The sequence below is a fragment of the Candidatus Merdisoma sp. JLR.KK006 genome (assembly GCF_036941035.1).
GTDB lineage: Bacteria > Bacillota > Clostridia > Lachnospirales > Lachnospiraceae > Laedolimicola.
The window spans coordinates 243,963-268,501 of record NZ_JAYMNS010000001.1; the positions used below are offsets into that span (position 1 = coordinate 243,963).

At 46.4% G+C, this 24,539-nt stretch carries 27 protein-coding genes; 2 read left to right on the forward strand and 25 right to left on the reverse strand.

All coding sequences use genetic code 11. The features are described 5' to 3' along the window. Positions 1-9: 9 nt before the first annotated feature. The 22 genes from VSQ61_RS01110 to VSQ61_RS01215 form a co-directional block, all read right to left on the reverse strand. The gene (locus tag VSQ61_RS01110; protein ID WP_334342584.1) at positions 10-390 is read right to left on the reverse strand and encodes a TIGR02530 family flagellar biosynthesis protein; all 381 of its coding nucleotides are present in this window, start codon (positions 388-390) and stop codon (positions 10-12) included. 33 nt (positions 391-423) lie between these two features. Beyond that, the gene (locus VSQ61_RS01115) at positions 424-1,026 is read right to left on the reverse strand and encodes a flagellar hook capping FlgD N-terminal domain-containing protein (RefSeq protein ID WP_334342585.1); all 603 of its coding nucleotides are present in this window, start codon (positions 1,024-1,026) and stop codon (positions 424-426) included. A 161-nt stretch (positions 1,027-1,187) separates the two neighbouring features. Next, entirely contained in the window at positions 1,188-2,300 is a 1,113-nt protein-coding gene (locus VSQ61_RS01120) for a hypothetical protein (protein WP_334342586.1), read from the reverse strand. Positions 2,301-2,513: 213 nt separating this feature from the next. Then, positions 2,514-2,972 (reverse strand): flagellar export protein FliJ, encoded by a 459-nt coding sequence (gene fliJ / locus VSQ61_RS01125; RefSeq protein WP_334342587.1) that lies wholly within the window; start codon positions 2,970-2,972, stop codon positions 2,514-2,516. A gap of 66 nt (positions 2,973-3,038) precedes the next feature. After that, positions 3,039-4,340, reverse strand: coding sequence for a flagellar protein export ATPase FliI (fliI, locus tag VSQ61_RS01130; protein ID WP_334342588.1), 1,302 nt, complete (start codon positions 4,338-4,340; stop codon positions 3,039-3,041). 14 nt (positions 4,341-4,354) lie between these two features. Then, positions 4,355-5,167, reverse strand: coding sequence for a FliH/SctL family protein (locus VSQ61_RS01135; RefSeq protein ID WP_334342589.1), 813 nt, complete (start codon positions 5,165-5,167; stop codon positions 4,355-4,357). Continuing rightward, positions 5,151-6,167, reverse strand: coding sequence for a flagellar motor switch protein FliG (fliG, locus tag VSQ61_RS01140; protein WP_334342590.1), 1,017 nt, complete (start codon positions 6,165-6,167; stop codon positions 5,151-5,153). Before fliG ends, VSQ61_RS01135 begins: the two co-directional genes overlap by 17 nt. A gap of 2 nt (positions 6,168-6,169) precedes the next feature. Next, positions 6,170-7,777: a flagellar M-ring protein FliF C-terminal domain-containing protein gene (locus VSQ61_RS01145; protein ID WP_334342591.1), complete on the reverse strand. Its 1,608-nt coding sequence runs from the start codon at positions 7,775-7,777 to the stop codon at positions 6,170-6,172. 153 nt (positions 7,778-7,930) lie between these two features. Beyond that, positions 7,931-8,266, reverse strand: a complete 336-nt coding sequence (gene fliE, locus VSQ61_RS01150) for a flagellar hook-basal body complex protein FliE (protein WP_334342592.1) — start codon at positions 8,264-8,266, stop codon at positions 7,931-7,933. Positions 8,267-8,315: 49 nt separating this feature from the next. Continuing rightward, positions 8,316-8,699: a flagellar basal body rod protein FlgB gene (gene flgB / locus VSQ61_RS01155; protein WP_334342593.1), complete on the reverse strand. Its 384-nt coding sequence runs from the start codon at positions 8,697-8,699 to the stop codon at positions 8,316-8,318. A 206-nt stretch (positions 8,700-8,905) separates the two neighbouring features. After that, complete coding sequence (locus tag VSQ61_RS01160) at positions 8,906-9,658, reverse strand: lytic transglycosylase domain-containing protein (RefSeq protein ID WP_334342594.1); 753 nt, start codon at positions 9,656-9,658, stop codon at positions 8,906-8,908. 433 nt (positions 9,659-10,091) lie between these two features. Beyond that, complete coding sequence (locus VSQ61_RS01165; RefSeq protein WP_334342595.1) at positions 10,092-10,322, reverse strand: carbon storage regulator; 231 nt, start codon at positions 10,320-10,322, stop codon at positions 10,092-10,094. Position 10,323: 1 nt separating this feature from the next. Next, positions 10,324-10,767, reverse strand: a complete 444-nt coding sequence (fliW, locus tag VSQ61_RS01170) for a flagellar assembly protein FliW (RefSeq protein ID WP_334342596.1) — start codon at positions 10,765-10,767, stop codon at positions 10,324-10,326. A gap of 105 nt (positions 10,768-10,872) precedes the next feature. Further along, positions 10,873-11,478 (reverse strand): DUF6470 family protein, encoded by a 606-nt coding sequence (locus VSQ61_RS01175; RefSeq protein WP_334342597.1) that lies wholly within the window; start codon positions 11,476-11,478, stop codon positions 10,873-10,875. Positions 11,479-11,522: 44 nt separating this feature from the next. Beyond that, positions 11,523-12,551, reverse strand: a complete 1,029-nt coding sequence (locus VSQ61_RS01180) for a flagellin family protein (protein ID WP_334342598.1) — start codon at positions 12,549-12,551, stop codon at positions 11,523-11,525. A 13-nt stretch (positions 12,552-12,564) separates the two neighbouring features. Continuing rightward, positions 12,565-14,286: a flagellar hook-associated protein FlgK gene (gene flgK / locus VSQ61_RS01185; protein ID WP_334342599.1), complete on the reverse strand. Its 1,722-nt coding sequence runs from the start codon at positions 14,284-14,286 to the stop codon at positions 12,565-12,567. Between the two features lie 15 nt (positions 14,287-14,301). Continuing rightward, positions 14,302-14,763, reverse strand: a complete 462-nt coding sequence (locus VSQ61_RS01190; RefSeq protein ID WP_334342600.1) for a flagellar protein FlgN — start codon at positions 14,761-14,763, stop codon at positions 14,302-14,304. Next, complete coding sequence (locus VSQ61_RS01195) at positions 14,756-15,076, reverse strand: flagellar biosynthesis anti-sigma factor FlgM (RefSeq protein WP_334342601.1); 321 nt, start codon at positions 15,074-15,076, stop codon at positions 14,756-14,758. The genes VSQ61_RS01190 and VSQ61_RS01195 overlap by 8 nt, the downstream gene beginning before the upstream one ends. Positions 15,077-15,172: 96 nt before the next feature. Continuing rightward, a complete protein-coding gene (locus tag VSQ61_RS01200) occupies positions 15,173-16,240 on the reverse strand; it encodes a protein-glutamate methylesterase/protein-glutamine glutaminase (protein WP_334342602.1) in 1,068 nt (355 codons plus the stop codon). Between the two features lie 15 nt (positions 16,241-16,255). Further along, positions 16,256-17,068 carry a CheR family methyltransferase gene (locus tag VSQ61_RS01205; protein WP_334342603.1) on the reverse strand — a complete coding sequence of 271 codons (813 nt, stop codon included), beginning with the start codon at positions 17,066-17,068 and terminating at the stop codon, positions 16,256-16,258. A 128-nt stretch (positions 17,069-17,196) separates the two neighbouring features. Continuing rightward, positions 17,197-17,679: a chemotaxis protein CheW gene (locus VSQ61_RS01210; RefSeq protein ID WP_334342604.1), complete on the reverse strand. Its 483-nt coding sequence runs from the start codon at positions 17,677-17,679 to the stop codon at positions 17,197-17,199. Between the two features lie 24 nt (positions 17,680-17,703). Continuing rightward, positions 17,704-19,809, reverse strand: coding sequence for a chemotaxis protein CheW (locus tag VSQ61_RS01215; protein ID WP_334342605.1), 2,106 nt, complete (start codon positions 19,807-19,809; stop codon positions 17,704-17,706). A 92-nt stretch (positions 19,810-19,901) separates the two neighbouring features. On the opposite strand from VSQ61_RS01215, the gene VSQ61_RS01220 reads away from it, so the two are divergent. Together VSQ61_RS01220 and VSQ61_RS01225 are read left to right on the forward strand one after the other, a co-directional pair. After that, on the forward strand, positions 19,902-21,320 hold the full coding sequence (locus VSQ61_RS01220) for a hypothetical protein (protein WP_334342606.1): 1,419 nt from the start codon (positions 19,902-19,904) through the stop codon (positions 21,318-21,320). Then, positions 21,307-21,660: an EscU/YscU/HrcU family type III secretion system export apparatus switch protein gene (locus VSQ61_RS01225; RefSeq protein WP_334342607.1), complete on the forward strand. Its 354-nt coding sequence runs from the start codon at positions 21,307-21,309 to the stop codon at positions 21,658-21,660. The genes VSQ61_RS01220 and VSQ61_RS01225 overlap by 14 nt, the downstream gene beginning before the upstream one ends. 8 nt (positions 21,661-21,668) lie before the next feature. On the opposite strand, the gene VSQ61_RS01230 is transcribed toward VSQ61_RS01225, so the two are convergent. From VSQ61_RS01230 to VSQ61_RS01240, 3 genes are read right to left on the reverse strand one after another with little or no spacing between them, the layout of a single operon-like run. Beyond that, positions 21,669-22,718: a DUF4422 domain-containing protein gene (locus VSQ61_RS01230; protein ID WP_334342608.1), complete on the reverse strand. Its 1,050-nt coding sequence runs from the start codon at positions 22,716-22,718 to the stop codon at positions 21,669-21,671. Position 22,719: 1 nt separating this feature from the next. Then, positions 22,720-23,772 carry an NAD-dependent epimerase/dehydratase family protein gene (locus VSQ61_RS01235; RefSeq protein ID WP_334342609.1) on the reverse strand — a complete coding sequence of 351 codons (1,053 nt, stop codon included), beginning with the start codon at positions 23,770-23,772 and terminating at the stop codon, positions 22,720-22,722. A gap of 8 nt (positions 23,773-23,780) precedes the next feature. Beyond that, entirely contained in the window at positions 23,781-24,419 is a 639-nt protein-coding gene (locus tag VSQ61_RS01240) for a PD-(D/E)XK nuclease domain-containing protein (protein ID WP_334342610.1), read from the reverse strand. Between the last annotated feature and the right edge of the window lie 120 nt (positions 24,420-24,539).

Sequence of the window (24,539 nt, forward strand, 5' to 3'; positions counted from 1 at the left end):
TGGTCCGGCTTACAACAGAACAGCACTGTCTATATTGGTAAAAATATTCTGCTTCATTTCCTGGCTCGTCATGGTCGTAACTACCACGTTATTGGGAATATTTACAATGAATGCTCCCTGCTGACCAATGACCACCACATCCTTCGCACCCTTTTCCCTTGCCTTGCCCACTGCCTGGTTCAGATCCTTCAAGAGACTATCCGTAACTTCAATCCCTCTCTGCTCCACACGGGCTGCCGCATGTTTGGAAAACCGAACATTTTGGCTGTCCTCCATGGCATTCTGAAGAAGCGCTCCAAATCCGGTTTCCTGCCTGGAACCAACGGAAGAATGCTCATGCTCCAGCCGAAGCTGCTGGACACTGACTGTCTGATTCAATTTCTGCAGCATTCTCTGCACCGCCTTTCCCCCTCATATGTCTTCCTATACGGTCTCTGTCTCGGTTTTGTCTCCGCCGTCCTCATTGCCCTCGCTGTCATCCTTGTCGGTGCCATCCTCGCTCTTAAGCGGAACTGCGCCCATGGACATTAGCTGTGTTAAGGTATAAGCCTTGCCGTTTACATAGATATAAGGATTACTTCCTGTCAATGCCACACCTTCTACCACGCCTATGGTGTGTCCTATCAACTCGCCCTTATCATCCAGATCCGCCACCGTAACTTCTTTTCCAAGCAAATTGGTCGCATAGCTGGAAAGTGAAATCTGCGAAAGACTCTCCATAGCATCCGTCATAGTAGTAGACATGGCCTCCATGGTCGTTGTCAGATTACTCATGGTGCTCATACTGGACATCTGGGTCAACTGGTTCATCATCTCACTGTTGCTCATGGGATTCGACATATCCTGATACTGAAGCTGTGCTGCCAGCAGCTTAAAGAAATCATCCATGGACATGCTGTTATTGGGCTGCACATCATTTCTCACATAAGTCTCCGACAGATTCTTTCTGTTGGTAGTGGGATCTACTTCCTTTCTCGTATAAGTATTGGACAAATTTGTAGTTCCGTCTACTCCTGATACTGCCATCTTTCTCACTCCTTTCCTTAATTCGCCATCTTTTTGGCATAAAGGGATACCCGAAGGGTGTTTCTTTAATCTGCCATCTTTTTGGCATAAAGGGATACCCGAAGAGTGTTTCCTTAATTCGCCATCTTTTTGGCATAAAGGGATACCTGTAAGGTATTTCCTTAAATCAACCCCAAACGAAGCTGCTGAAGGAAGTCCATTCCCTCTTTTTCCTGGTTCTTCTCACCCTGCTTCTTGGAATCATCCTGGTTCTGATTGGCGTTGCTGCCATCGTTGTTCTGATTCTGCTGTTCCAGATATCCGGTCTCCTTATCCTCCACTACGATGGTGGTAGGCGTTCCCAGATTATCCTCCATGATTGCTCCAAGCTCTCTGGCATTCTTAGCCATCAGCTCCATGGTCTTCTGCTCGGTACACATAATAGAGATGCTTGTGTGTTCCTTTCCAAAGGCTGCCTTGATAATGATTTTTCCAAGGTCATAGGGCTCCAACTGAATCTCGAACTCCTTAATGCCTGCCGTGGTCTTTACCAAAAGCTGATCCAAAAGCTTCTCCGGAATCTCCTCCGGCTGTGAAACCTTCACATGCTCTGTGGGAACTTCTTTGACAACAGATGTCCGCTCTGCCGCCTGGGTCTCCGGATGAACACTCTCTAAAGGCTGTTCTGCCCTTACTTCTGCTTTTGTTTCCTCCTTCACCTCTGCTTTTACAGTCTCCTTCGGCTTTGCCAGGTCAAATCCCAGCTCAGGCTGTTCTTCCTTGTCTTCCTTCGGCAATACGGCCTGCTCCGGCGCCACATCTGCCTGCAGTGCTTCCTTTGGCAGCTCTGTCTCATCTGCCGCCGTCTGCACCGGCTGTTCTGCCATAAACTCTGCCGTCTTGGGCATCTCCTCTGCCGGAATTGCTCCAAGCTCTGTTACCATCTCTGTCATCTCTTCCGGCGCTGCTTCTGCTGTGGGAACCTCCGGCTGAATCTGGAATAACAATGCTGCCTGAACCTGCTCCAAAGAGTCTATGGGAGCTGTTGTTTCTTCCGGCTGTTCCTGTTCCTTTGCATCCGGCTTCTCCGGTGCTTCATCCTTTATGACCTCTTTTTTGTCGTCCTTCTTGGTGTCTGCGGTCTCTTTTGCGCCGGCATCTTCCTCAGACTTGCTGTTCAGAAGCTTCTGGAATCCGCCATCTGTCTGTTCCACCTGTCTGGCTGCCGCACTTTTGGTTCCCGTTGTCATGGATACCGTTAAGTCTGTGCCTTTTATGGCTGCTGCATTCCCCATGGTCTTTCCCCTCCTTTCCTTAAATTTGCCCATGTTCTCTGGGCATGTAGGTATACCCGTAGGGTATTTCCTTAGATTTGCCCATGCTCTCTGGGCATGTAGGTATACCCGTAGGGTATTTCCTTAAATTTGCCCATGCTCTCTGGGCATGCAGGTATACCCGTAGGGTATTTCCTTATTATAATATATGTATCTATCGTAAACTGCGCACATTTACGCAGTATTACGCGCTCTGTCCACAGCACGCTTGTTGGATACGAATTCGTCAATAAACTGTTCGTCAGCCTTCTGTACCTCTTTGTCGTACTGTGCCCGCTTTTTCTCCTTCAGCTTTGTGATGGAGGCAGTTTCCTTTCTGGCTTCTACAACCTCTTCACGTTTGCGTTCCTCCCGGATCAGAATCTCAGCCAGGCGCTGCCGCTCACGCTCAATCTTCCTCCGAAGACTGGTAAGAAACCTGTCATAAGTCTGCATATCAATGATGCCGATTCCCTGAAGCTTCTTTTCCTCCAGCTCATCCATGCATTCCTGCTGTTCCTGCTCCAGAGCTTCAATCCCCCGTTCACACTCCACACGTTCTGCAATAATCCGTGCATGCTGTCCCTGGAGATTCTCCAAAACCTGTTCCTTATAGTTCAGCACTGTATCCAGTGCAAAGTAAAACTTCTTCATGGCCTAATATCCTGCCTCTCATATACCAGCATCCCTGGCCTGCTTTAAATGTCAGCAGCAATTCCGTCAATTCAAAATCTTCCTCATAGCAGCCAGATCCTCCTCAACAGAAAAGCTTTCCGCAATACGCTGCATCAGATAGTCATTCACCGCATCAATCTTCCCTACGGCCGCATCCAGCCTCGGATTAGTTCCTGCTTTGTAGGCGCCGATGGAAATCAAATCCTCATTCTTTGTATAAATACTCAGGATATCACGCATCTGGGACGCCAGTCTCTGGTGAGCCTCAGGAACAATATTCACCATCAGACGGGAGATACTGGCATTCACGTCAATGGCCGGAAAATGGTTCTCATTAGCCAGCTTCCTGGACAAAACGATATGTCCGTCCACAATACCCCGAACCGTATCGGCTATAGGCTCATTGGTATCATCGCCTTCTACCAGTACCGTATAGATTCCTGTAATGGAACCCTTCTCAAACTTTCCGCTCCGCTCTAAGAGCTTTGGAAACTCTGCATAAATGGAGGGCGTATAACCTCTTGCCACCGGCGGCTCTCCGGTAGCAAGCCCAATCTCTCTCTGGGCCATGGCAAATCGGGTCAGGGAATCCATCATCAGCAATACATCTTTGCCCTGATCTTTAAAATATTCAGCAATAGTCGTAGCCACTAAGGGACATTTCATACGCAGCATAGCCGGCTGATCCGAGGTGGCTACAACCAGAACGGATCTTTTAAGTCCTTCCGGTCCCAAATCCTTCTCGATAAACTCCCGAACCTCACGGCCTCGCTCCCCTACCAGAGCAATCACATTGATATCTGCCTTTACATTACGGGCAATCATCCCCAGCAGTGTACTCTTACCAACGCCGCTGCCTGCAAAGATGCCGATTCTCTGTCCCTTCCCTACTGTATTCAATCCGTCTATGGCCTTGATGCCGAACTCCAAAGGATCTGTAATGGGCGGCCTGGTCAATGGATTAATATAAGGGTTTTCCACATAATAGTGCTGCTGAGATTCAAAGGGACCCAAGTCATCCATAGGATTTCCCAGTGCATCAATGATGCGTCCTCTTAAGAACTCCCCTACCGGAATCTTCAGACGCTTTCTTGTATTGCGCACAAAGCTTCCCGCCGAAATACCGCTCATATTCTCATAAGCCATCAGCTGACTTCGGCCATCCTTAAAGCCAACCACTTCAACAGGAATCTGCCGCTTCTTATCTTCATTGTAGATCATGGCAATGTCTCCGATACTGGCACGGTTGCCCGATGCCTCCATAGACATTCCCACAATATTCTCGATTTTTCCTATGTAACTGACTGTCTCAGCATTGGTGATCAGATTCGGCAGCTCTGTAAACATGATTGTTACCTTCCTTAGACACGGGCATTGTTCAGAATATCCTTGATATTCTCTAACTGTGTGCTTACACTGGCATCTATGATCTCGTCAGGCAGCTCGATAATGCAGATGCCTTCCTCATCACTGTCCATAGTTACAATCTTCACATTGTCCGACAGATGGGAAAGGGCATTCAAAAATTCTACATCTGTCTCCATAGAGATCTCTGTACCGCATTTTGTAATATAAATCTTTGCCCACTCTGCTTTTTTCAGCTTGTCAGTAGCCGAGATAATCATACGATGAATCACATTTTCGCTGGAACGAAGGCTGATATGGATTACCTTTTCCGCTATAGCCAAAACGGTTCGCTTCAGATCATCCAGATACTTTTCCATAACAGCGCTTTTTTCCTGACGGATACTGTCCATAAACTCCCCTGCATGCTTTTGGAAATTCCTGACTTCCGCCTCATACAGTGCCTGACATTCCTGCCGGGCCTCTTCTGCACCCGCCGCAGCGCCTTCCTCATGTCCCTGTTCAAAGGCTTCTTCCCGAAGAAGCTCTGCCTGCTTTCTGGCATCCTCCAGAATCTGCGCCGCCTCCTGCCGGGCCTGAGACAAAATCTCGCTGGCACGCTCCCGCTCCGCCTCTTCCTGTTCGGCTCGGATACGTTCTTCCTCTGCCTCCCTTGCTCTGGCTTCCTCTGCCTCCAAAGCCGCTTCCTCTTCTGTCTTAGGCTCTTCCTCTTCTGTCTCTTCCTCCAATGCAAAATCCGAGAAGAATTGGTACATATCCATTACGTCTACTGCCTTTTTGCCTTTGACAACCCTAGACAATGATCTCATCCTTTCCGCCCTTAACGATAATCAGCTCTCCGGCAGCCTCCAGCCTCCGGATAACGCCGACAATTCTCTGCTGGGCTTCCTCTACATCCTTCCTTAAGACATTGACTGTAATCTCCAGGTCGGACTGGATACTCTCTGCCATACGTCCGGACATGTTGGCAAATACCACCTGACGGACATTCTCGTCGCTGCCCTTGAGGGCGTATACCAAATCCTTGACATCGCAATCCCGAATGAATCTCTGAATGGAACGATTATCAAGACTAAGGATATCTTCAAATACGAACATCTTCTTACGGATGGTTTCTGTAAGCTCTTCATCACGCTTAGCCAGTTCGTCAAAAATAAACTTCTCATTGCTGCGGTCCATATTATTCATAACGTCCGCAATGTAATCAATTCCGCCGATAGCAGTGTAGTCGGTAGTCATGATATTCTCAAACCGTCTCCGGAGCTGATTTTCCACAATCTTGATAGCCTCCGGGGACACGCTTTCCAGCCGCGCGATACACTCTACTACCTGAATGGCAACATCCTTCGGAAGATTGCCGATCACCCCTGCCGCCTGGTCCGCATCTGCATAAGAGAGCACCAATGCAATGGTCTGGGGCCTCTCGTGAGCCAGGAAAGTATACAGGTTCTTTGGGTCAGACTTTCGGATAAATTCAAAGGGCCGTACCTTCAGATACTTTGTCACACGTTCCAATAGCTGCTGGGCTGTAGTCTCTCCAAAGGCTTTTTCCAAAACGGAACGGGCATATTCCATACCGCCGTCCGTTACCACCTTCTGGGTCATACAGGACTTATAAAATTCATCCAGAATGTCCGCAGTCTGATCCGCTTCCAGATGCCTGAGCTTTGCCACCTCCAGGGTCAGCTTCTCAATGTCATCCTCACTTAAATGTTTATATATCAAGGATGCTTTATCTGCTCCCATGGAAACAATAACTGCCGCCGCTTTCTGTTCCTGCGTAATTTCCTCTGTTATCTCAGTTGCCATGGTTATTCGCCTCCTCCACCATTCAGCCAGGTCTTCAAGAGCTGTGCGGATATCTCAGGATTCTCCTCCGTGAAGTCTCGAATATTCTGCTTCAACTCCATGCCTCTGTCATTCTGGAACTCAAGAATCTCCTTGTTAAAGTCAAAGTCCGGCATATTTTCCAGGATCGCTCCCACTGCTTCGCCTTCTGCCGCAGCCGCCTCTTCTGCCGCTTTTTTCTTCTTACGCTTCCCGTTCAAAACCAGAAGTACAATCGCTACAATAAGCAATACAAGTACAATTACCAGCAAGATATAGAAGATAGGACTGGATACCATTCTTCCGAAGAAGCCTCCCTCATCCTCAGGTTCTTCCGGCTGGAAGGTATCCTGATAGAATGGTCCGCTGACAACGGAAATCTTGCTGTTCCAATCAATCTCTGCGATTCCTGCCGCATTACCTACCAATGACCGGAGGTCGCCCACTGTCAGGCTTCCGTAGCTGTCTCCGTTCACGGCTACGGAAACGCTTAGATCCTCCAATGCACCGGGAGTTATCTGGCCCTGTTCCTTGATCTGATTTACCAAGAAATCCCTGTCCCATGTGCGGGCTCCGTAACCCTCCACATCATCGTCTTCAGCGCCTGTATCATACTCCGGAACATCCGCATTGGTCTCGGCTCCGGCCACGCCGCCGGTTACTGCATCCTTTGTTCCCGAAATCTCCACCGAACCCTGATCATGGGAAACAATTCCCGTCTTGTCATCCTGATTAATCTTATCCGGCGTAGTATATGTAATGCTCTCCCGAAGCAGTGTCTGCATGTTGATCTGAGCCTTGGTGGAAACCCGGACATTTTCCTCACCATAAAAAGGGATCAGTACATGAAGCACCTTCTCAGTAATCTGATCCTCCACCATTCTTGCTATCTCTTCCGTATCCTGGCTGGAAAGATTGCTGTCCTCCTCGGTAGTATCAATCTCCTTTCCGGTACTGTCAAGGATTACTACCTCTTCTGCATTCAATCCCGGAACACCGGAAGCCACCAGCCGCTGAACAGCCCTGGCCTGTTCAATGCTGGGAGAACCGTCATTCTCCATGGTCAGCATTGCGTAAGCCGTAGTCTCCTGCACTGCATCCTCTGTCAGCACATATTTGCGTTCTTCTCCCGGAGCAATGGTCACTGTAGCGTCCTTCACCCCATCAATAAGTCTGATGGTTGCTGCAATCCGATTCTGAAGATCATACAGTGCATAGCGATCCTTGTCGGAATCTGTAGTCATAAGACCTGCATTCTCTGTAAATACCTGATAGCCAAAACCGCTCTTGGGATATCCCTCAAAAGCCAGGCTTGCTCTTGTCTGATCCAGAATATTCTCCGGTACCAGGATCTCTCCATCGCCTGTATACTGATAATCAATTTCTGATTCCTGAAGTTTTCCTATAATCTGCTGAGCCTCTTCTGTGTTCAGGCCGGAAAACAGAACTTCAAACCCACGGTTTCTATTTAAAAGCAGGGCTATCACAACAGCAAAAACGATTAATCCCGCAGCACCTGCTAAAATAATCTTTTTTGTCCTGCTTTCCAGTTTAGAAACAACCGCCTTTAACTGCTCAACTCTTTCCTTCATGGCCGTTTCCCTTCTATATTTATCAATCCAATTCGCTGCCGCCTGTTCCTGCAGCCGACGGCTCTAACTGCCCTGTTGACGCACAAAATACATCTGCCTGGAGATAGAAATCAAACACACAAGAAGATGTACTTCGTATACCATTATCCAAAATCACATGGATATGGAAATTAATGAATTGTAAGCTTCCAAAGCCTTATTCCGCATCTGTACCAGCAAGTCAACAGAAAGCTGAAGCTCTGCGCCGGCAATAGGAACTGTATGCGGGTCATCAAGCTGGCCGGTAGACAGCAAATACTGCTTCTTCATATAATCATCTTCCAGCTCTTTTACATTATTAATCATATCTCCAAAGATGCTGCCGAACAGAGACTTCTTCGCATCCTCCGTCTTCTCTGTTGTTCCAAATGTTCCAAACGGTTCAGAGGTTCCGGCTGCCCCGCCGATTCCCTGCATCAAATTCATTGGTGTAATAAACATATTCTCCATAAGAGCTCCTCATTCCTTTTCTATCTGTCACAAGCCGGCTATCCGGTACCTACTGGCCCCTGATAACGCTTCTCAGCCTGGAAAAATCACTGTTAATGGCATTCAGTACATACTGATACTGAAGCTGAGCCCTGGCCATCTCAACTTCCTCAGCGTCTGCATTCACATTATTCTCATCCAGACGCGCCGAACTCTCTGTCTCATTTACCGTATAGTAGGAATTATTTATAATGCCGCGGGTGCGTGCAGCATTCCCCGATGCGCTCGCCAGTTTTAAGCGATTCTGAAATTCATCCTCGAAGGTTACATACTTTGACTTGTAACCAGGCGTGTCAACATTCGCAAGATTATTAGCGATTGTGAGCTGCTTCGCCCATAAGAACTCTAAAGATTTTGAGGTCATGGAAATTGAATTTCCAAACATCAAGTTCATATCTGTTCTCCCCTTTTTTATGTAGTCCCTTTGCTTTTTGGCAAATTTTTACCTATTATAGAAATTTCTATTTTACAGATACTATTCTAAACCTTTCCTTTTGTTTTTTCAACAAAAACTCCTATATTTTTTCAAAAACATTCATTTTTCACATTTAAATTTTCTGCAAAGCAGCCTCAAACTAACAATTTTTGACCGTCATAGCTTCAAAGAAGGGCTCCTACAGCGCTGTTTTCTTCCTCATCTCCCCACGCCAGCTCTGTGCGGAACATATTCTCCATCCGAAGCCGCATCAATTCTATGAGATACTGCGCATTTTCCTGGCTGAAAGCCAGCCCGTCCGTCCCCGTCCCTGACGCAAGGGATGACAGATTCTGAATGGCTGACTGATAAGCGCTGCCTGCGGCTCCCCCTGTCAGAACACCGTTCAGATCAATATCCTCTCCCATATAAGACAGAACCTTTTGCACATAGTTCTGCGTTTCTTTAAAAGGAGGAATTCCTCCATACTTGTCTACATTTCCGCTGCCTGCATTGTAAGCGCTGAGAGCCAGCGCCGTATTGCCCTGATAACGTTCCAAAAGACCGGCAATATACTTTGCGCCTCCCATAATATTGCTTCTTGCATCAAAGCTGTCTTCCACTCCCAGTGACCTGGCTGTAGACGGCATCAACTGCATAACTCCCTGCGCGCCGGCAGAGGATACTGCCTGAGGGTTGAAGCCGGATTCCGCCTTGCCGATGGCCTTCAGCAGATTCAATGCCACTCCATACCGCTCCGAGGCCTCCGCAAAAATGCTCTCCATGCTCTCTGTGGTTTTCAATGCGTTCTGAAAGGTATCACGAAAGCTGGCTCCGGCTGAAACGGCAGAATTATTTTCATAAGCTGTATGTATGCCTGACTGACCGTAGATGCCATAAAGATGCGGATTCAGTCCGGCTGTCTGATTTGATTCCATGTCTACCCCTTTTCCTCTATTAAAGCTATGAATCTTTTTTCTGATACATACCTGTTTCTTTAACAAATATAAATTCATTGTCCGCCAAATACATCTGCCTGTACTTGACGGACGCACTTTATATGATATATGAAGGGCTTCTAATTGTCAACTAATCTTGGCAAATATGGATCCTATTATTTTTGGTAATTTAGTGACAAAATAAGGATTTCCAGAATTATCCAGAGTATTTAATAGAAAATTTACATAAACACAGAAATAAAAACTGTAAATTTTGTTTCTGCAATTTTCCTTGCCGGCTGCCTCTTTATCCTGCCGGGAAAACATAAATACATTCGCAATATTAAAATCTTAAAGCTGCCGAAAACATGAACTGACTTTATATATATTTCTCAGCCCATATTCTGCAGCAGCCTCTTATAAACTTCAAATATTACTCAGCTTCTTCTTTTTTAATCATTTTCTTCAACGCATTCAGAGAACCAACTCCTGCGGCTTCCCGATTTATATCAGCAGCTTCTACAAGTTCTTTCCTTAATATGGAGATATCTCTGGGGGCAGTCAAAGCAAGCTTCACCTGGTCTGCTCCAATCTCCAGAACTGTCAGCTCTATCTCATTGCCTATGAGAATGGATTGATTCCTTTTTCGTTGTAAAATCAGCATCTTACTCCTCCCTCCCCTTTGTCTCACCCAAAGCATGACGAAATGTGTAGGCCGGATCCTCCAGAATAATCTGGCGTGCATTACGGGTTTTGGAATTTACCGCAATAGGAGCTTTCAGGTTCACTGTGCTGTCTGCAACTCGATCTCGAATCACGCCTATGACATAATATGAGATGTCCTCTTCCTTAGGTGAACCAATGGCTGTCTGATCCTCTTTGGAAATCTGCGGATCATAGTCCACAAAAAACGCAAAGGGATTCAGCAAAATAAAGCTAAGGTCCTGATCCGCAAGGGACTGAAGACAAATCAGCGTATCCGTCCCTTCCTCAAAAGGAATGGGAAGAAATTCCTTATGTTCTTCAAATCCAAACAGGCCGTCCGGGAAGGAAAGCTTCTCCTCAGCCTCATATTCTATTTCTCCAAAATATTTGTTATTAATCTTCATCTATTACCTCCGTTAAAACATAGCTCAGTCATATACGCCGCACCTGTATTTTCTCCTCATCACCTGAAAAAGACGAGCTTTAGAAAAGGAAAAAAGGGCTTATCTCTAAGCCCTTACATCTAACGGTTCAAAATTGGGATCTGCACTGGGCGGTACGTAAATAGGACCTCCCACATACTCAATCCTTACTTCCGGATGCTGTGTAATGGAAAGCTCAATATCTCCGGGAACAAATTCAAAGTTCCCATTGGCAACCTTCAAATCAAAATTCAGCTTATCCATCTGATAATTAATGATTAGATCCCCCGCCTCATAGCTTAATTCTACCGGCTCTGACGGCGTAAATCCCAACTCAAACTCTCCAGTAGGCTGCTGAAGCCTATTAGAGAAAATCTGTCCCAAAACATCCTCGCCAATCTTTGCTTTCAGCATCAGCTGGCCTTCCTGTGCCAACTGTGCCGTAGCTTCATATGCCGATGCTTTTCCCTGCTGGGCTGTCTGAGCAACGCTGCGGGCCGTGGTAGGAACCACAGAATTCCGCGCTTCAAAAGAATCAATATTCAATTTTACCGGACGGCTTTTAATTCGCATTCCGCCCTTATTCCGGCTGATCTCCACTTCGGCAGTCGAAGCTTTGTACTGCAAACGGGCATTCTGTATCTTCAGCTCATACTGAATCGGTACGGTTGTAATATTAATTAGCTGCTTCATGCCATGCTTCCCCTCCAAACCATGCAATTTCTATCTCATGCCACTCAACTCATAAAATCAATAAATGACGGCGTGAGAATATTTGTTCCTATCTTCAGGGCGGCGTTGTATGCATACTGCGCCCAGGAGAATTCTGTAATTGCTTCTGCCATATCTACATTTACTACATTGTCAAACTGCTCTGTCAGATTTATCTGCTGATCCTCCAGTCTGCTCTTTGTAGTCTCCAGGAAATTTGTTCTTGTTCCGATGGTAGTCAGGTTATCAACCAGGCGGCCCCGGGTATCGTCGAAGGCTGTAAGAAGCTCTCTGTACTTCTCCACATCAAAATCTTCTTTCTCCAGCTCATCCGCAATCTGTCCTGCCAAAATGATAATGTTGTTGCTGATATCCGGGTTATCCTCCCGCGTTCCGTATCCAACTACATTGATACCCGGCAAAGAGGTATTAAATGCCGTGGAATTTATTACCTTGCCATCCTCATCCAAAGTCAGACCAAAGCCAAGATCCGTATACACCTCTTCTCTCGACATCTGATCCAGTTTTTCCTTCAGCGCTTCCTCCGGGTGGCTCACATCCACTCCCCTGTACAGCAGCGATGTGGAGCCGTCATCATTTGTCTTAAGTTCAAAGGGTGTGTGTCCTCCGTCTGCTCCGCCGAATACAAACTTGTCACCGTAAGAGGCATTCATACTCATAGTCATAGACTTCATAGCCTCACGGAAAGCCGCCGCATAGGTCTTACGCACATCCTGAGTCCAGTTGGTGCCGTTCATTGCCTCCAAGCCATACTGCTTGCTTAAATAACGTGCCTGCGTATTGATCTGGGTGATGGCATCCTCCTGCGCATTCTGGAAGGACTGGGCGTCATCAATGGCATCAATGTAATCCTGATTCTTTGCATACTTCCAATTCAGGGCAGACTCCCGAACCGCACCGGTCGGATCCTGATAGCCTTTTGTAAAGTTCCGCTGAGTCATTACCTTAGTTCGAGCCAAATCCAAATTGGATATGGATTTGCCCAAATTAGATTTATAATTTCTGATTAATGCGCTTGTTGTAATTCTTAACATGATTACCTCCTGCTTATCGTCCCACTACACCGGTTCCGTTAATCAGCTTATCAAGAGCTTCATCCAGTGTAGTCATCAGTCTGGCCGCTGCTGAATAAGACTGCTGATAATGCAAAAGACTGATTCCTTCCTCGTCCAGAGAAACACCGGATACAGAATCCTTCAGGTCCGCCGTCTGGTTAATAACGGTTATCTTATTATCCAGCGTATTGTTGCCTGCTTTTAAGTCAATGTTCAGAACATTTTCCATATTGACAAAGCAGTTGTAGAAATTTCCTTTATAAAAATCTACCTTCCCGTCCGTACCGTCTTCTCTGACATATTTATATGAGAACTGGTGATCTGCTGACATTGCCTCAATCATCTTCAGAACATTCTCATCTGCCGTAGCTCCGCTGCCGTCAATACTGTCGCCCTTTCCGTCTCCGTCACCGCTGGGTACCATTACACCGGAAGTTGCAACTCCGTATTCTCCATTGGCCCAACCATCGGCAATCTTAATATTGCTGGCTGATATGGGCTTGCCGGAATCAACGGGCTCAAAGAGATTGTTAGGCGCTTGTTTATAAACAGGATCACCATTGCCATCCAATACCGGATTGCCATCCGCATCCAATACAGCTACCTGATGGGAATATTTATATGTGGGATTACCATTGGCATCCAATACCGGATTGCCATCCGCATCCACTTCAGGCATACTGTTCAACTCATTCAACGTCTCAGCTAATGTTGCCACCAGTGAATCCAAAGACTTCTCATAATACCCAAGCCCCCGCACATCCGTAGGCGGATTATCAAATCCGCCGGACTTATTCAGAATATCCAGAGTTCCCTTCAACACGCCTTCGCCAAGAGTATCGGTAATCTCCTCCGGTCTATCTCCATAAACATCCGTAAGAGACAATCTCACCGGCTGTCCATCCGTATCCGCCGAAAAACTTCCTGCCTTATTATCGGAAATCAGCTTGAACTTATTCCCTTCCGTATCCGTGAAATAAATATCCAACTCTTCTACGGTAAACCCTGCGCCCAGATCATGATCCCGGTACTTAGTTGTAATAGGCAGATAGCTTGACAACTCGTCAATAAGCTCATTCCGCTCATCCTTTAGTTCCAAAGCCGGATTACCCAAGATCTGACTGTTCTTAATGCTCTCATTCAATTCTGCAATATTCTCTAAAATCTTATTAAGATCCTTTACCGTAGTATCCCGGAATTCACTGGTTAAATCTGTCCGAACCTCCTGAAGATCCGTTGCATTCTGATGAAAGAGATTCAGCAGAATCTGGCTGGAGGAACGCACCATGGAATCATATTCTTTGCTGTTAGGATTCTGAGCCAGCTTCTGAAGCTGAGAGTTCAGGTTAATCAGTGCATTTTTTATGCCGTCCCGATTCGTCTCATCCAACACGTTGGCCAGCTTCTCATAACCGGATACCTGAGCATCTGTAGTACCCAGCTTCGCCATCTGATTCCGATACTGGACATCCAGGAACGGATCCCGAAGCTGGGAAACTCCCGTAATCTCCACACCGAATCCAATTCTTGCATTGGGATGGGAATTATAAAATTCTCCGCCCCTGAGATATAAACTCTGAACGTCCAGTCGCTGTCTGGTATAGCCTGGTGTATTAATATTTGCAATATTCTGTCCGGTCACTTCCAGGGCTCGGTGACTTGCACTTAAAGCAAGAGTCGCCGTGGTAAAACCGGCAAATGTTGAACGCATCATAGCCAAAATCCTCCTTTATATGCGTCTGTCGGTAAAGTGAGATGTTCCTGCCTCTACGGAACCGTCTTCCTTATAGGTCTGAGTTCCGCCGGCCTGCTGGGCGATCACCTGATTGATAGCATGAAGATTGACTTCCATCATCGTCTTGGAGCTTTCCGTCACAGACTGAAAAGTTTTCACCCGGCCGGCCAGTTCGTCAAAAAGCTCCTGAAGTTTTGACTGCTCCTCAGGCGCCTCTTTTAAAATCTGCTGAAAGGTCAGATCCTTCCACCCCAGTTCTTCCTGGGTTCGCTCACGCTTCTGATCCAACCCGCGCAGACTCATAATCTCCGCCTGTTCCTTCTTTATAATATCCTCCAGAACAGCAATCTTGTTCTTGCTCACTGCCTCAAGCTTTGACTGCTCCAGGGGAATCATCCGGTCAAAGAGTTCAATCATCTGCTGAATCACTTTCTCAAAGGCCGATAAATCACGCATGGGCAAAAGCCTCCCCGCTCACCAGCATCCGGGCTGCAATCATATAGGGGTCAATCTGGTAGGTCCCTGCTTCCACCTGCTGCTTAATGGCTTCCACTTTATCTGCGGACGCTCCCTGGCCGCTCTCCGACACTACCTGTTTTGACAGGGCTTCTGAAAATGTCTTTTCCTGAATCTGTCTGGAGCTGGACTGAATGGTCAACGCATCATAGTTGCCATTCCCTTTTGTCCCACCGGAGACTTTTCCATCGGTTCTCGTATGTCCGGTGGCTTCCATACGGTATGGACTTATATTATTTAATGAAATTTTCATACATGAAACTCCTTTCAGAGAAACTTGCGTCCTGCTTCTTATTTTATCTATCGGCAAAAACGGAAAAAACATAACAAGAAAGAAGATTAAATTTGGCTACATCTTACGAAGCTGATTTAACAGCACATTAGAGATATTGGTACAGGAAGCCTGAATGCAGACGCCTCCGATATCATAGGCCACCATGGGCATTCCGTATACCACACAGGATTCTTTATCCTGGCCGATAGTAAATGCCCCGGCGTTGCGCATCTCAAGAAGACCGCTTGCACCGTCCCGGCCCATGCCGGTCATAATAATACCTACAGCATTTCTTCCGACCTTCTTTGCCACAGATGAGAACAGCACGTCTACGGAAGGACGGTGTCCATTGACCTTTTCACCCGGCTGGCAGGATACATAATATCCCTTTAAATCCTTCTCCACACGCATCTGCAAAGGCCCTCCCGGGGCAATCAGCACCAATCCCCTCCGGACCCGATCCCCATTTGCAGCCTCTTTCACCTCCAGCTTACAGATACGGTTTAGACGCTCTGCATACATCTTCGTAAAACCTTCCGGCATATGCTGTGTCACAACGATGCCGGGCATATCCGCCGGAAGTCTCTGAAGCACCTCAAGGGTTGCCTCCGTTCCTCCCGTAGAAGCGCCGATGGCAATCAGCATATTGTTCTGAATCGCTGCTGACAAGTTGGAACTGAACATTGCGGCCGATCCGGGCGCTGCCGCCTGGGGGGCGCCCGTCGCCCGCTTCTGGACGCCCGCATTGACCTTTGCCTTGGAGGCAATATAAATCTTACTGTTCAGCACATTAAAAAAGCTTGCAACATTGTATTCCTTACTCATATTGGGCTTCTGTACAAAATCCACCGCCCCTGCAGACAACGCATCAAATACACTTAAGTTTAAAGAAGATACCAGAATCACGGGGATCGGATACTTAGGTAAAAGCTCCTTCAGGAAATCAATTCCGCTTAAGCCCGGCATCTCCACGTCCAAGGTAATAACATCTGGTTTTATATTTGGAATCTTTGTCCGGGCATCAAAAGCGCTGGCTGCGAATCCCACCACCTCCAGATTGCTCCGTTTATTCAGATCATTGATCACCATTTGACGGAAAAAAATGGAGTCATCCACCACGAACACCCTTATTTTTTTGTTCATTTTATTCGAACCTTTCTATTCCTTACGATACGTCGCCGGCATCAAGTACCGGTAAGGCGTATTCTCTTTATTCAGACTTTCCGAATGGCCAATCAGCAGATAGCCGCCCGGACTGGTTGCCTGATAAAACCGCTTTACCAGGGCCTCTTTTGTGGCCTGATCAAAATAGATCATGACGTTTCTGCAGAAAATCACGTCAAACTTCAGCTTAAAGTGAATGGGATCCATGAGATTAAAGGTCCGGAAAATTACATTGTCTTTAATAATAGGAGCCACCTCATAGATTCCCGGCTCTGTTGTTCTGGAAAAATACTTGGTCTTCCAGGTGGCCGGCACCTCTTTTAAGGAGCTTTCATCATAAACCGCATGCTGAGCGGCTCCTAAAGCGTTCATGGAAATATCCGTAGCCAGCACTCTGGTATCCCACTGAGAAGCCTTTGCACCAAAATACTCTTTAATCAGCATGGAGATCGTATATGGCTCCTCGCCGGAAGAGCATCCGGCACTCCAGATACTCAGAACCTTATCCTTCTTTGTCTTCTCCAGATAAGGAAGAATTGTCTCTGTAAAAAACTTAAAGTGCGCTTCCTCACGCATAAAATATGTGTAATTTGTAGTAAGCTTATTCAGCATCAGCTCCAGATCTTCCGGCTTTTTGCTCTTTAACAGGTAATCCACATAGTCTTTGAAGCTGTTAAATCCCATAGACATAATCGTTCCGGAAAGTCTTCCCATAATAAGCTGTTTTTTCTTAGATAAGTCAATACCGTAATTGGTCTTTACAAAGCTAATCAACCGTTGAAAGTCACTGTCCGTTATCGTAAGCATAACATCCTCCATTTAAAGTCCCGTAATATCCTTCCAGCACACCCTTATATAGAACAATTTCCAGCCACAATGGCATGTGTCTGTAAATTGTTCTGTGCACTGGCAGGATATTACTGTTTTTACTAACCTTAATATGTCCGAATCAACTCCTGACAGTTCAGGAAGAGAAGTACCTCCTGGCTGCTTAAGGAAATCATTCCATCTACCAGTCCCTGCTGATCCTCCACAGGAATAGGTGAAATCTGTGTTTGATCAATGTCCAGCACCTGCTCGACGCCGTCTACCCAAATACCCACATAGGTAGAATCAATCTCCAGCACAATTATGCAGGACTTATCCGTACAGTCCGCAAATTTGCCCATCCTTGCCCGAATATCGATAATCGGTACAATCTGTCCTCTCATATTGATAATTCCCTTGATATAGTCAGGAACCATAGGAAGCTCCGTAATAGATTGATCCGTAAGAATCTCAATCACATAATTGGTGCTTACTCCCATAGTCGTACCATCCGAACGAAAGGTCAGATAACGCTCCATAGGGATATCCGCTTCCATTGCTTCCGTCCCTTGGCCTTCTATATTTGTATTCTGCATCTGTTCCGTAGACATGTGTTTTCCTCCAAATCTATATTATTATACATTTGCCGCATTATAAAGGTTCATCACTTCCAGAATGATACTGATGTTTCCATCGCCTAAAATAGTACAGCCGCTGATTCCGTAATCTTTGATATTAAAGCTGTTCAAATAGGTTGGCAGCGGTTTTACCACAATCTGGCGCTCTCCTAAAAGCTCATCCACAAACATACAGTAGGAATGATCGCCTGCCTCTACCCAGATAAGAATTCCGTCTTCAATCTGTGTAACCTCTGTCTCAATATTATAGAACTCATGCAGACGGACAATGGGATAAAACTCATCCATAATTTTTACAATCTCATTGCCCTTGGCATCATGCAGCACGTTCTCTCTGGCAATCTTAATGGACTGGCGGATATTGGAAATGGGAACCGTAAAGATAGACTTTCCAACCCGAATCTCCATACCGTCAACAATCGCCATGGTCAAAGGAATCTTCAGAGTCGTGCAGCTTCCCTGTCCCAGCTCGCTGGTGATACTGATGGTTCCTCCTACGCTCTCCACATTCTTCTTTACCACATCCATGCCAACGCCCCGGCCGGAAAACTCCGTAACCTCTTCATTCGTAGAAAAGCCCGGCAGCATAAGCAGTGCAAGAATCTCTCTTTTGGAATACTCACTGGCCGGCTTGGTCAAAAGACCGTTTCTTTCCGCCTTTGCCAGAATCTTCTCCGTATCCATACCCTGGCCGTCATCGGAAATGGAGATTACAACTTCACTTCCCGTATGGGAAGCGGACAAAATCAGCTCACCCTGAGGGTCCTTGCCGGCCGCAATACGTTCCTCCTTGCTGGTCTCAATTCCATGGTCCATGGAATTCCGGACAATATGCATAATGGGATCACCGATGCTGTCAATGATTGTCTTGTCAATCTCCGTGTCTTCACCAATAATGGTAAGGCGTACGTCTTTGTTCAGCGCCTTCTTCATATCCCGAACAATCCGGTTCATCTTCTGGAAGGTTCCGGAGATCGATACCATCCGAAGAGACATGGCAATATCCTGAAGGTCATCTGTCAGCTTGCGCAGCTGTCTCGTAGACTTAAGGAAGCTGTCCAGCTTCAATCCCCGAAGCTCCGGAGAAGAAGTCACCATAGACTCTGTGATTACAATCTCTCCCACAACAGCCTGCAGGGCATCCAGCTTGGAAAGATTTACACTAATCAAGCTTTGCTTGGCCGCACCATGCTGTGTCGGCGTACTGGAAGCTTCCTTTACTGCCGGATGTGCCTTTTCTTTCACCGGCTCAGCCGATGCCCTTTCCACAGGCGCAGCTGCCTCTTCGGCCTTCACTTCCTCCGGTTTCTTTTCTTCCACCGCCGCATAAAGGATCTCATACGTCTGAATGCTGCCCTGCTCCTCCACTACGGAGACTGCCTTGTGCATACCTTCCTCCGAATTCATCCCTATCACAAAGCCATTTTCTATAATCGCTTCGCTTGTGGCGCCGTTCGTCTCCACATCCGCCGGGTAAAATTCAAATTCCAGATCCATTTCCTTCAGCGCATTTACGAGCATGAAAGCACGGAGATTCTCCATACCGCAGCCCTCTTCAAAGAATACCTGCAGGAAAACCGGGCACTTGCTGCCCAAAGAATCAATGAACTCATGTCCTACGGTATGCCCCGCAGAATCGTTCCCCTCCGCTGCCGGTTCTGCCTGCCCCGCTTCTTCCTTTTCTTCTTCCGTACCGCTAATTTTATTCAGAAAACTATTAATTTCTGAAGTCATACTGTCGATATTAGTACTAAGGGGCTCGTTATTCTCCAGCTTCTCAACTTCGCCGCGGAGCACATCCGTGGACTTGAACGTTAGATTAAACAATTCGCTTTTATCCGTACTGTTCAGGGAATCGATACCGTTTTCCCGAACGTAGAAAAACAAATCTTCAATCCGGTGGGCAATTGTCATCAAAGAGTTGAATTCCATCATAGCCGACGATCCTTTGATCGTATGCATGGCCCGGAAGATTTCATTAACATCATCCGTGGTGAATTCTTCATTCTTTTCTGCCTCTATTAACAGCTCGTCTAACTGCTCAAGTAATGAATTTGTTTCAAAAAGATACATGTCTAACATGTTGTCCATACCATTGTCCATAATATTAGCACCACCTTATTTTGAGATATATATTATATATCGGAAGCTAATTATAAAAAAATAAGAGAAATTTATCATATCAGGAGAAAAAAATGGCAAATATTTTAAGAGTGACCACTCCGCCTACAGGCTACGAAAATAATGTAAGGAATAATGCCCAGAATCAGCCGGATAAAATGCAGATTCAGAATCCGGTGGATCCAAGCCGTGTGGTACGGCCCGACAACCGCTCTGATGCCAATTCCCAGAGCGGCTCCCAGCTTAGCGCCAACTACGATTCCAATTTCGGAACCTTTGTACAGCTTCTTCGGGATACCCCCCAGCTTACGGATACTATGTCCCAGCTTATGTTCGGCGGTATGGCCAATCTGGTAGAAGCAGGAATCGGTGCAGATACAGCGGAGGATATCTCCACTTTTTTCCAGCTATTGAAAATGAATAACGAGGAACTGCTTGAATTTATAAAAAATCAGTTTTCCGGGTCCGTCCGTTTTCAGGGACCTTTCTTTGCGCTTATGCGCGATGCCCTTACCAACGCTCCTACCGTAGAGCAGCGGGCCGCCATTCTTGCCTTTCTCAAACGTTACTCCGACATGTCCTCCGGCAGGCATCTGATGGAGAATATGAAGGATCTGCTGAATGATATTAAGAAATACATGTTCCATGAGCAGCGGGAGCAGCTGGAACGGTTATCACAGGGCCTGAACCACAGAGGTCCTCAGGATACGGCTCAGAATACTGCCAGGCTTCAGCAGGATATCATTCCCTTTCTGGCCAAATATATTGCACAGACCCGGAATATGGGTTCGCTCCGTGATCTGGTGGCGCAGCTTACCTTCAATGCCGCACGGTATGAGAACGGGGATCTGGATCAGCTTATCTCGGACTTTAAGAACCTTTTAAAGTTCCCCTCTTTCCAGAAGACTTTTGAGGGTATGGACGAGGAACAGCTTCGGGAGCTTCTTATGCGGATGAACTTTGAGAAGGCTGCCGGCAAGTCTGTCTGGGCTGACAAGTTCCTGAATATTGTAGAGAGCGGCATCCGGGGAGACGCCGGTTTAGAGAACCGTCAGGTTTTCGAAAATGTGGTCAATGCCTTGCTGCTGAATGAAAGTGTCTATATGCCGGTGCTTCACCTGATGCTTCCTATTGAACTGAACGGACAGCTTATGTTCTCGGAGCTGTGGATTGATCCGGATGAGGACGGAAGCGCTTCTTCGGACCCCAAGGAGAGGACCGCCAAGCTGCTGATTAAGTTTGATATTAAGGATGTGGGCTTTTTTGATCTGCTGATGGTGTATGAGAAGGAGAACGTGAGCATGCGGCTTTTCTATCCGGAGAATCTTTCTCCCTTCGAATCTGAGATTAAGCAGGGTATGAATGAGATTCTGGATCGGAACGGTTTGAACTGTGAGTATCTGGGAGTAGAGCAGGCTGCGGGATCCATCCCGGTTTCCTCTGTATTTCCAAAGATTTTCGAAAGGAAGAATGCGGTCAATGTCACAATTTAATGAAGTAATGAACAAAAAAGCAGTCGCTTTAAAATATGATGAAAACCGGAATGCGGCTCCTATTATCGTGGCCTCCGGTATGGGATATATGGCAGAGAAGATCGTAGAGGTGGCCAATAACAACGGCGTGCCTGTGTACGAGGACAATTCACTTGCCACGGTGCTGACACAGCTTAACTTAGGCTCTGAGATCCCGGAGGAGCTTTATAAGGCGGTGGTGGATATCTATGCCTATTTTTTGAAGTTTGTTCCGAAGAATCCGGAGGAACTGCATCAGGAAGAGGCCAAAGCTTCCGAGAATCCTGATGCGAATACCCCCGAAGCTTCAACGGAAGGCTGACAGATTCCTTATACCAGCATACGCCGTCCTGTGTACACAATATTCAAATCATTTTTATGATACAGGAAATACAGGGTCGTTAAATTTTCTCCCAGATATCCAATGTAGCGGTCTGCTCTGTCCCTTCCTTTCGGTTCGCTCAGCTCTTCCACCCGTTCCAAGACAGGAAACAGCCAGCTGCAATAATCCTGAAAGACTTTCTTTTTTGCTATCAGTATATTATGATTATGGAAAAACTTTTCTTTAAATATTTCCGGCATGGCTGCGGCATATTCCGGCTCCAATTCCCCCAATGCCTGCTTCATTGCATTCCAGTCTCCCTCTTTCAAATAATAGGAATGATGGACTGAAATATCGGGATAATAAACCGCAGGATATGCCAGTACCACGTCTATGTTGTTCTCAGGCAGACGGTATAGATCTTCCTCGGATAATTCCAGCATCCTCCGGTAATGAAACAGCCCCAGGTACTCTGCGTCCCCGTGCTTTCCAATCCAGTACATAGAAGTCAGCTCACTGTAGTTCCTGTTTTTCAAGGATATATTTTCGCCCCTGTCATCCTTCAGTTCACAGACAGAGCAATCTGTAAGTGCCGCGCCGGATTGAATCGGATGCATCCATTCCTCCAGTTTGTATTGGTTTTGAATGGGCCTGTCTCCATGAAATTTTGATATATAAACAGCCGCATCTGCTTTTCTCTCTCCTTTTTTTAAGCTGTGAAGAAAGGAATCCCCCCTGACCCGTCTATAATATTGTTCCATCAGCCTTGCTTCTGTCTCCCCCTTAATTTTAACATAATTTCGAAGCCCTTTTTCTTCCAGAGCCGCCGCAATTTCATCATGATAATTGTCCTGTGCGCCGATCAGTATTTTCATATCCTTTCTTTCAAAGTCTTTCAAATCCACAACGGGAATCCCGTCAATAGAGCTTTGATTGTTTTCTTTGTCTGTAACAAGAAAGGCTGTTATACGGCAATCCGGATACAGTTCTTTTATTGCATGATAGATGCTCATAGCCACCATTCTGGCTCCATAGATTGCTATTTCCTGTGTTTCCATATTACTTTTTTTCCTCCATAAAGCTTGCCACGGTTCTTCGGAAGCCTTCCTCCAAAGAAATACGGGGGGTCCAGCCCAGAGCTTTTAATTTTTCTACCGATATGGTGCTTTGCTTCTTATATGGATTTTCCAGATATACATTGTCATGATTGGCATAAGCAATCTCAATTTTCCTCTCAGGAAAGGCTTTCACTAAAATTTCTGCCAGATCGCAGATCGCTATCTTGCTTTCCGGATTCGACACATTGTATGCTTCGCCTGCTTCCCCATCCAGCAAGGCTTTAAAGTAGCCAAACACCCCATCATAAAGATAACAGAAGTTTCTGGAAGAAAGTCCGTCGCTTTTCAGCAGCAAAGGCTCATGATTTAAGATATTTGACACAAATCCCGAATGTACCCTCGTATCCCGCTCCAGGTTCATAGTTGGTCCGTAGGTCTGAGCAGGGCGTACCACAACCGCATGCAGACCGTACTGATGGCTGTATGCCTTACAGAGATTCTCTCCCAGGCGTTTGCTCTCCCCATAGCAGCTTCTCAGCTCCATGGAATCCAAATATCCGCAGTCTTTTTCTTCAATAAACTCCTTATCAATTCTTCCGTAGATTTCGCTGCTGCTGAAATAGAGGTATCCCTTTGCTCTCTTTTTGCGGGCCAGCTCTAGGGTATGAAAGGTTCCTTGGGTGTTCGGCATGATGACTCCTACGGGATCCGTGCCAAAGTACTGTGAGCAGGAGGTACTGGCCGCATGAATAACATAGTCCACCGGACCGTCTGCCTGGAACGGTTCCGTTACATCTGTAAGGAGCAGTTCAAAATAATCTCTCTCTGCATATTCTCCAAAAACCACAGATGCCCGTTTGGCATTCCTGCACAGGGCAAGAATCTTGATGTGATAGTTATGATATTCATTCAGATAGATCATCATCCATATCATGTAAGCCGGCAGCATGCCGCAGGCGCCGGTTACTAATATGGCAGCATTCTTTATTCGGGACCAATCCATGGTTTTTTCATTGAATAAAGCCTCGCAGTCCTTTAATATGATTCGATTCATTTTTTCTCCTATCCTATTAAAACTTTTTTTCCTTCAAAGGCAAAGCCGTATCTGTGGATTCGCTCCGGGGCAATGCCTTTTGCCTCCAAAGCGGCGGCGTAATGTTTTTCTTCTATTTGGGTGAGGGCGGCCTGTACAGTGTCCTCAAGGGTTTTCTCTTTTTCCGGGCGAAACACCTTGAATTCTATAATAATCGCATCATCATCCTCTCTTACCGGCTCAAGCATCACATCATATCTTCCCAAACCACTTTCCCGATTGGAAGTCAGGGCATAACGCTCTCGAAGATCCGCCAGTAATCCCAGAACAAAACCATGGTAAAAACGTTCTGGCTCTGCTGCCCCGGATGCCTTTTTCCCTGTATCAAAGAAACTGAAAGTTTCCTCTGTTACACGGTTCATATAATAATTCATTTCTTCCAGATTATCCTGAAGCAGAGCCTTCACAAATGCATTGTACGCCGGAGTAAAATCCGAGAACCAATCCTCTATCATTTCTTCGAACATCACATGGACTTCCTTATTGGTCAGTACAAGCTCACATTTCGTTCTTCCTGCCTCAATTACATAGCTTTTCATCTTCACATAGCCGCTGGCCAGAAGCAGGCCCCACACAGCACTTTCCCTATAATCAAGCTGAGCAAACACAACCTGCCAACTCTGCCTTATCCTTTCTCATAACCCCTGATTCTTTATACCCAATCGCAGACTTGCTGTCTTTTTTATTTTACACTATCAGATTAACATAAGGCCCTTATATACGCAATT

Bases quoted from the DNA above. Each gene is read 5' to 3' on its own strand.
- VSQ61_RS01110 (WP_334342584.1), bottom strand. From the start codon at position 390: ATGCTGCAGAAATTGAATCAGACAGTCAGTGTCCAGCAGCTTCGGCTG.
- VSQ61_RS01115 (WP_334342585.1), bottom strand. From the start codon at position 1,026: ATGGCAGTATCAGGAGTAGACGGAACTACAAATTTGTCCAATACTTAT.
- VSQ61_RS01120 (WP_334342586.1), bottom strand. From the start codon at position 2,300: ATGGGGAATGCAGCAGCCATAAAAGGCACAGACTTAACGGTATCCATG.
- fliJ (WP_334342587.1), bottom strand. From the start codon at position 2,972: ATGAAGAAGTTTTACTTTGCACTGGATACAGTGCTGAACTATAAGGAA.
- fliI (WP_334342588.1), bottom strand. From the start codon at position 4,340: ATGTTTACAGAGCTGCCGAATCTGATCACCAATGCTGAGACAGTCAGT.
- VSQ61_RS01135 (WP_334342589.1), bottom strand. From the start codon at position 5,167: ATGAGATCATTGTCTAGGGTTGTCAAAGGCAAAAAGGCAGTAGACGTA.
- fliG (WP_334342590.1), bottom strand. From the start codon at position 6,167: ATGGCAACTGAGATAACAGAGGAAATTACGCAGGAACAGAAAGCGGCG.
- VSQ61_RS01145 (WP_334342591.1), bottom strand. From the start codon at position 7,777: ATGAAGGAAAGAGTTGAGCAGTTAAAGGCGGTTGTTTCTAAACTGGAA.
- fliE (WP_334342592.1), bottom strand. From the start codon at position 8,266: ATGGAGAATATGTTTATTACACCAATGAATTTGATGCAGGGAATCGGC.
- flgB (WP_334342593.1), bottom strand. From the start codon at position 8,699: ATGAACTTGATGTTTGGAAATTCAATTTCCATGACCTCAAAATCTTTA.
- VSQ61_RS01160 (WP_334342594.1), bottom strand. From the start codon at position 9,658: ATGGAATCAAATCAGACAGCCGGACTGAATCCGCATCTTTATGGCATC.
- VSQ61_RS01165 (WP_334342595.1), bottom strand. From the start codon at position 10,322: ATGCTGATTTTACAACGAAAAAGGAATCAATCCATTCTCATAGGCAAT.
- fliW (WP_334342596.1), bottom strand. From the start codon at position 10,767: ATGAAGATTAATAACAAATATTTTGGAGAAATAGAATATGAGGCTGAG.
- VSQ61_RS01175 (WP_334342597.1), bottom strand. From the start codon at position 11,478: ATGAAGCAGCTAATTAATATTACAACCGTACCGATTCAGTATGAGCTG.
- VSQ61_RS01180 (WP_334342598.1), bottom strand. From the start codon at position 12,551: ATGTTAAGAATTACAACAAGCGCATTAATCAGAAATTATAAATCTAAT.
- flgK (WP_334342599.1), bottom strand. From the start codon at position 14,286: ATGATGCGTTCAACATTTGCCGGTTTTACCACGGCGACTCTTGCTTTA.
- VSQ61_RS01190 (WP_334342600.1), bottom strand. From the start codon at position 14,763: ATGCGTGATTTATCGGCCTTTGAGAAAGTGATTCAGCAGATGATTGAA.
- VSQ61_RS01195 (WP_334342601.1), bottom strand. From the start codon at position 15,076: ATGAAAATTTCATTAAATAATATAAGTCCATACCGTATGGAAGCCACC.
- VSQ61_RS01200 (WP_334342602.1), bottom strand. From the start codon at position 16,240: ATGAACAAAAAAATAAGGGTGTTCGTGGTGGATGACTCCATTTTTTTC.
- VSQ61_RS01205 (WP_334342603.1), bottom strand. From the start codon at position 17,068: ATGCTTACGATAACGGACAGTGACTTTCAACGGTTGATTAGCTTTGTA.
- VSQ61_RS01210 (WP_334342604.1), bottom strand. From the start codon at position 17,679: ATGTCTACGGAACAGATGCAGAATACAAATATAGAAGGCCAAGGGACG.
- VSQ61_RS01215 (WP_334342605.1), bottom strand. From the start codon at position 19,809: ATGGACAATGGTATGGACAACATGTTAGACATGTATCTTTTTGAAACA.
- VSQ61_RS01220 (WP_334342606.1), top strand. From the start codon at position 19,902: ATGGCAAATATTTTAAGAGTGACCACTCCGCCTACAGGCTACGAAAAT.
- VSQ61_RS01225 (WP_334342607.1), top strand. From the start codon at position 21,307: ATGTCACAATTTAATGAAGTAATGAACAAAAAAGCAGTCGCTTTAAAA.
- VSQ61_RS01230 (WP_334342608.1), bottom strand. From the start codon at position 22,718: ATGGAAACACAGGAAATAGCAATCTATGGAGCCAGAATGGTGGCTATG.
- VSQ61_RS01235 (WP_334342609.1), bottom strand. From the start codon at position 23,772: ATGAATCGAATCATATTAAAGGACTGCGAGGCTTTATTCAATGAAAAA.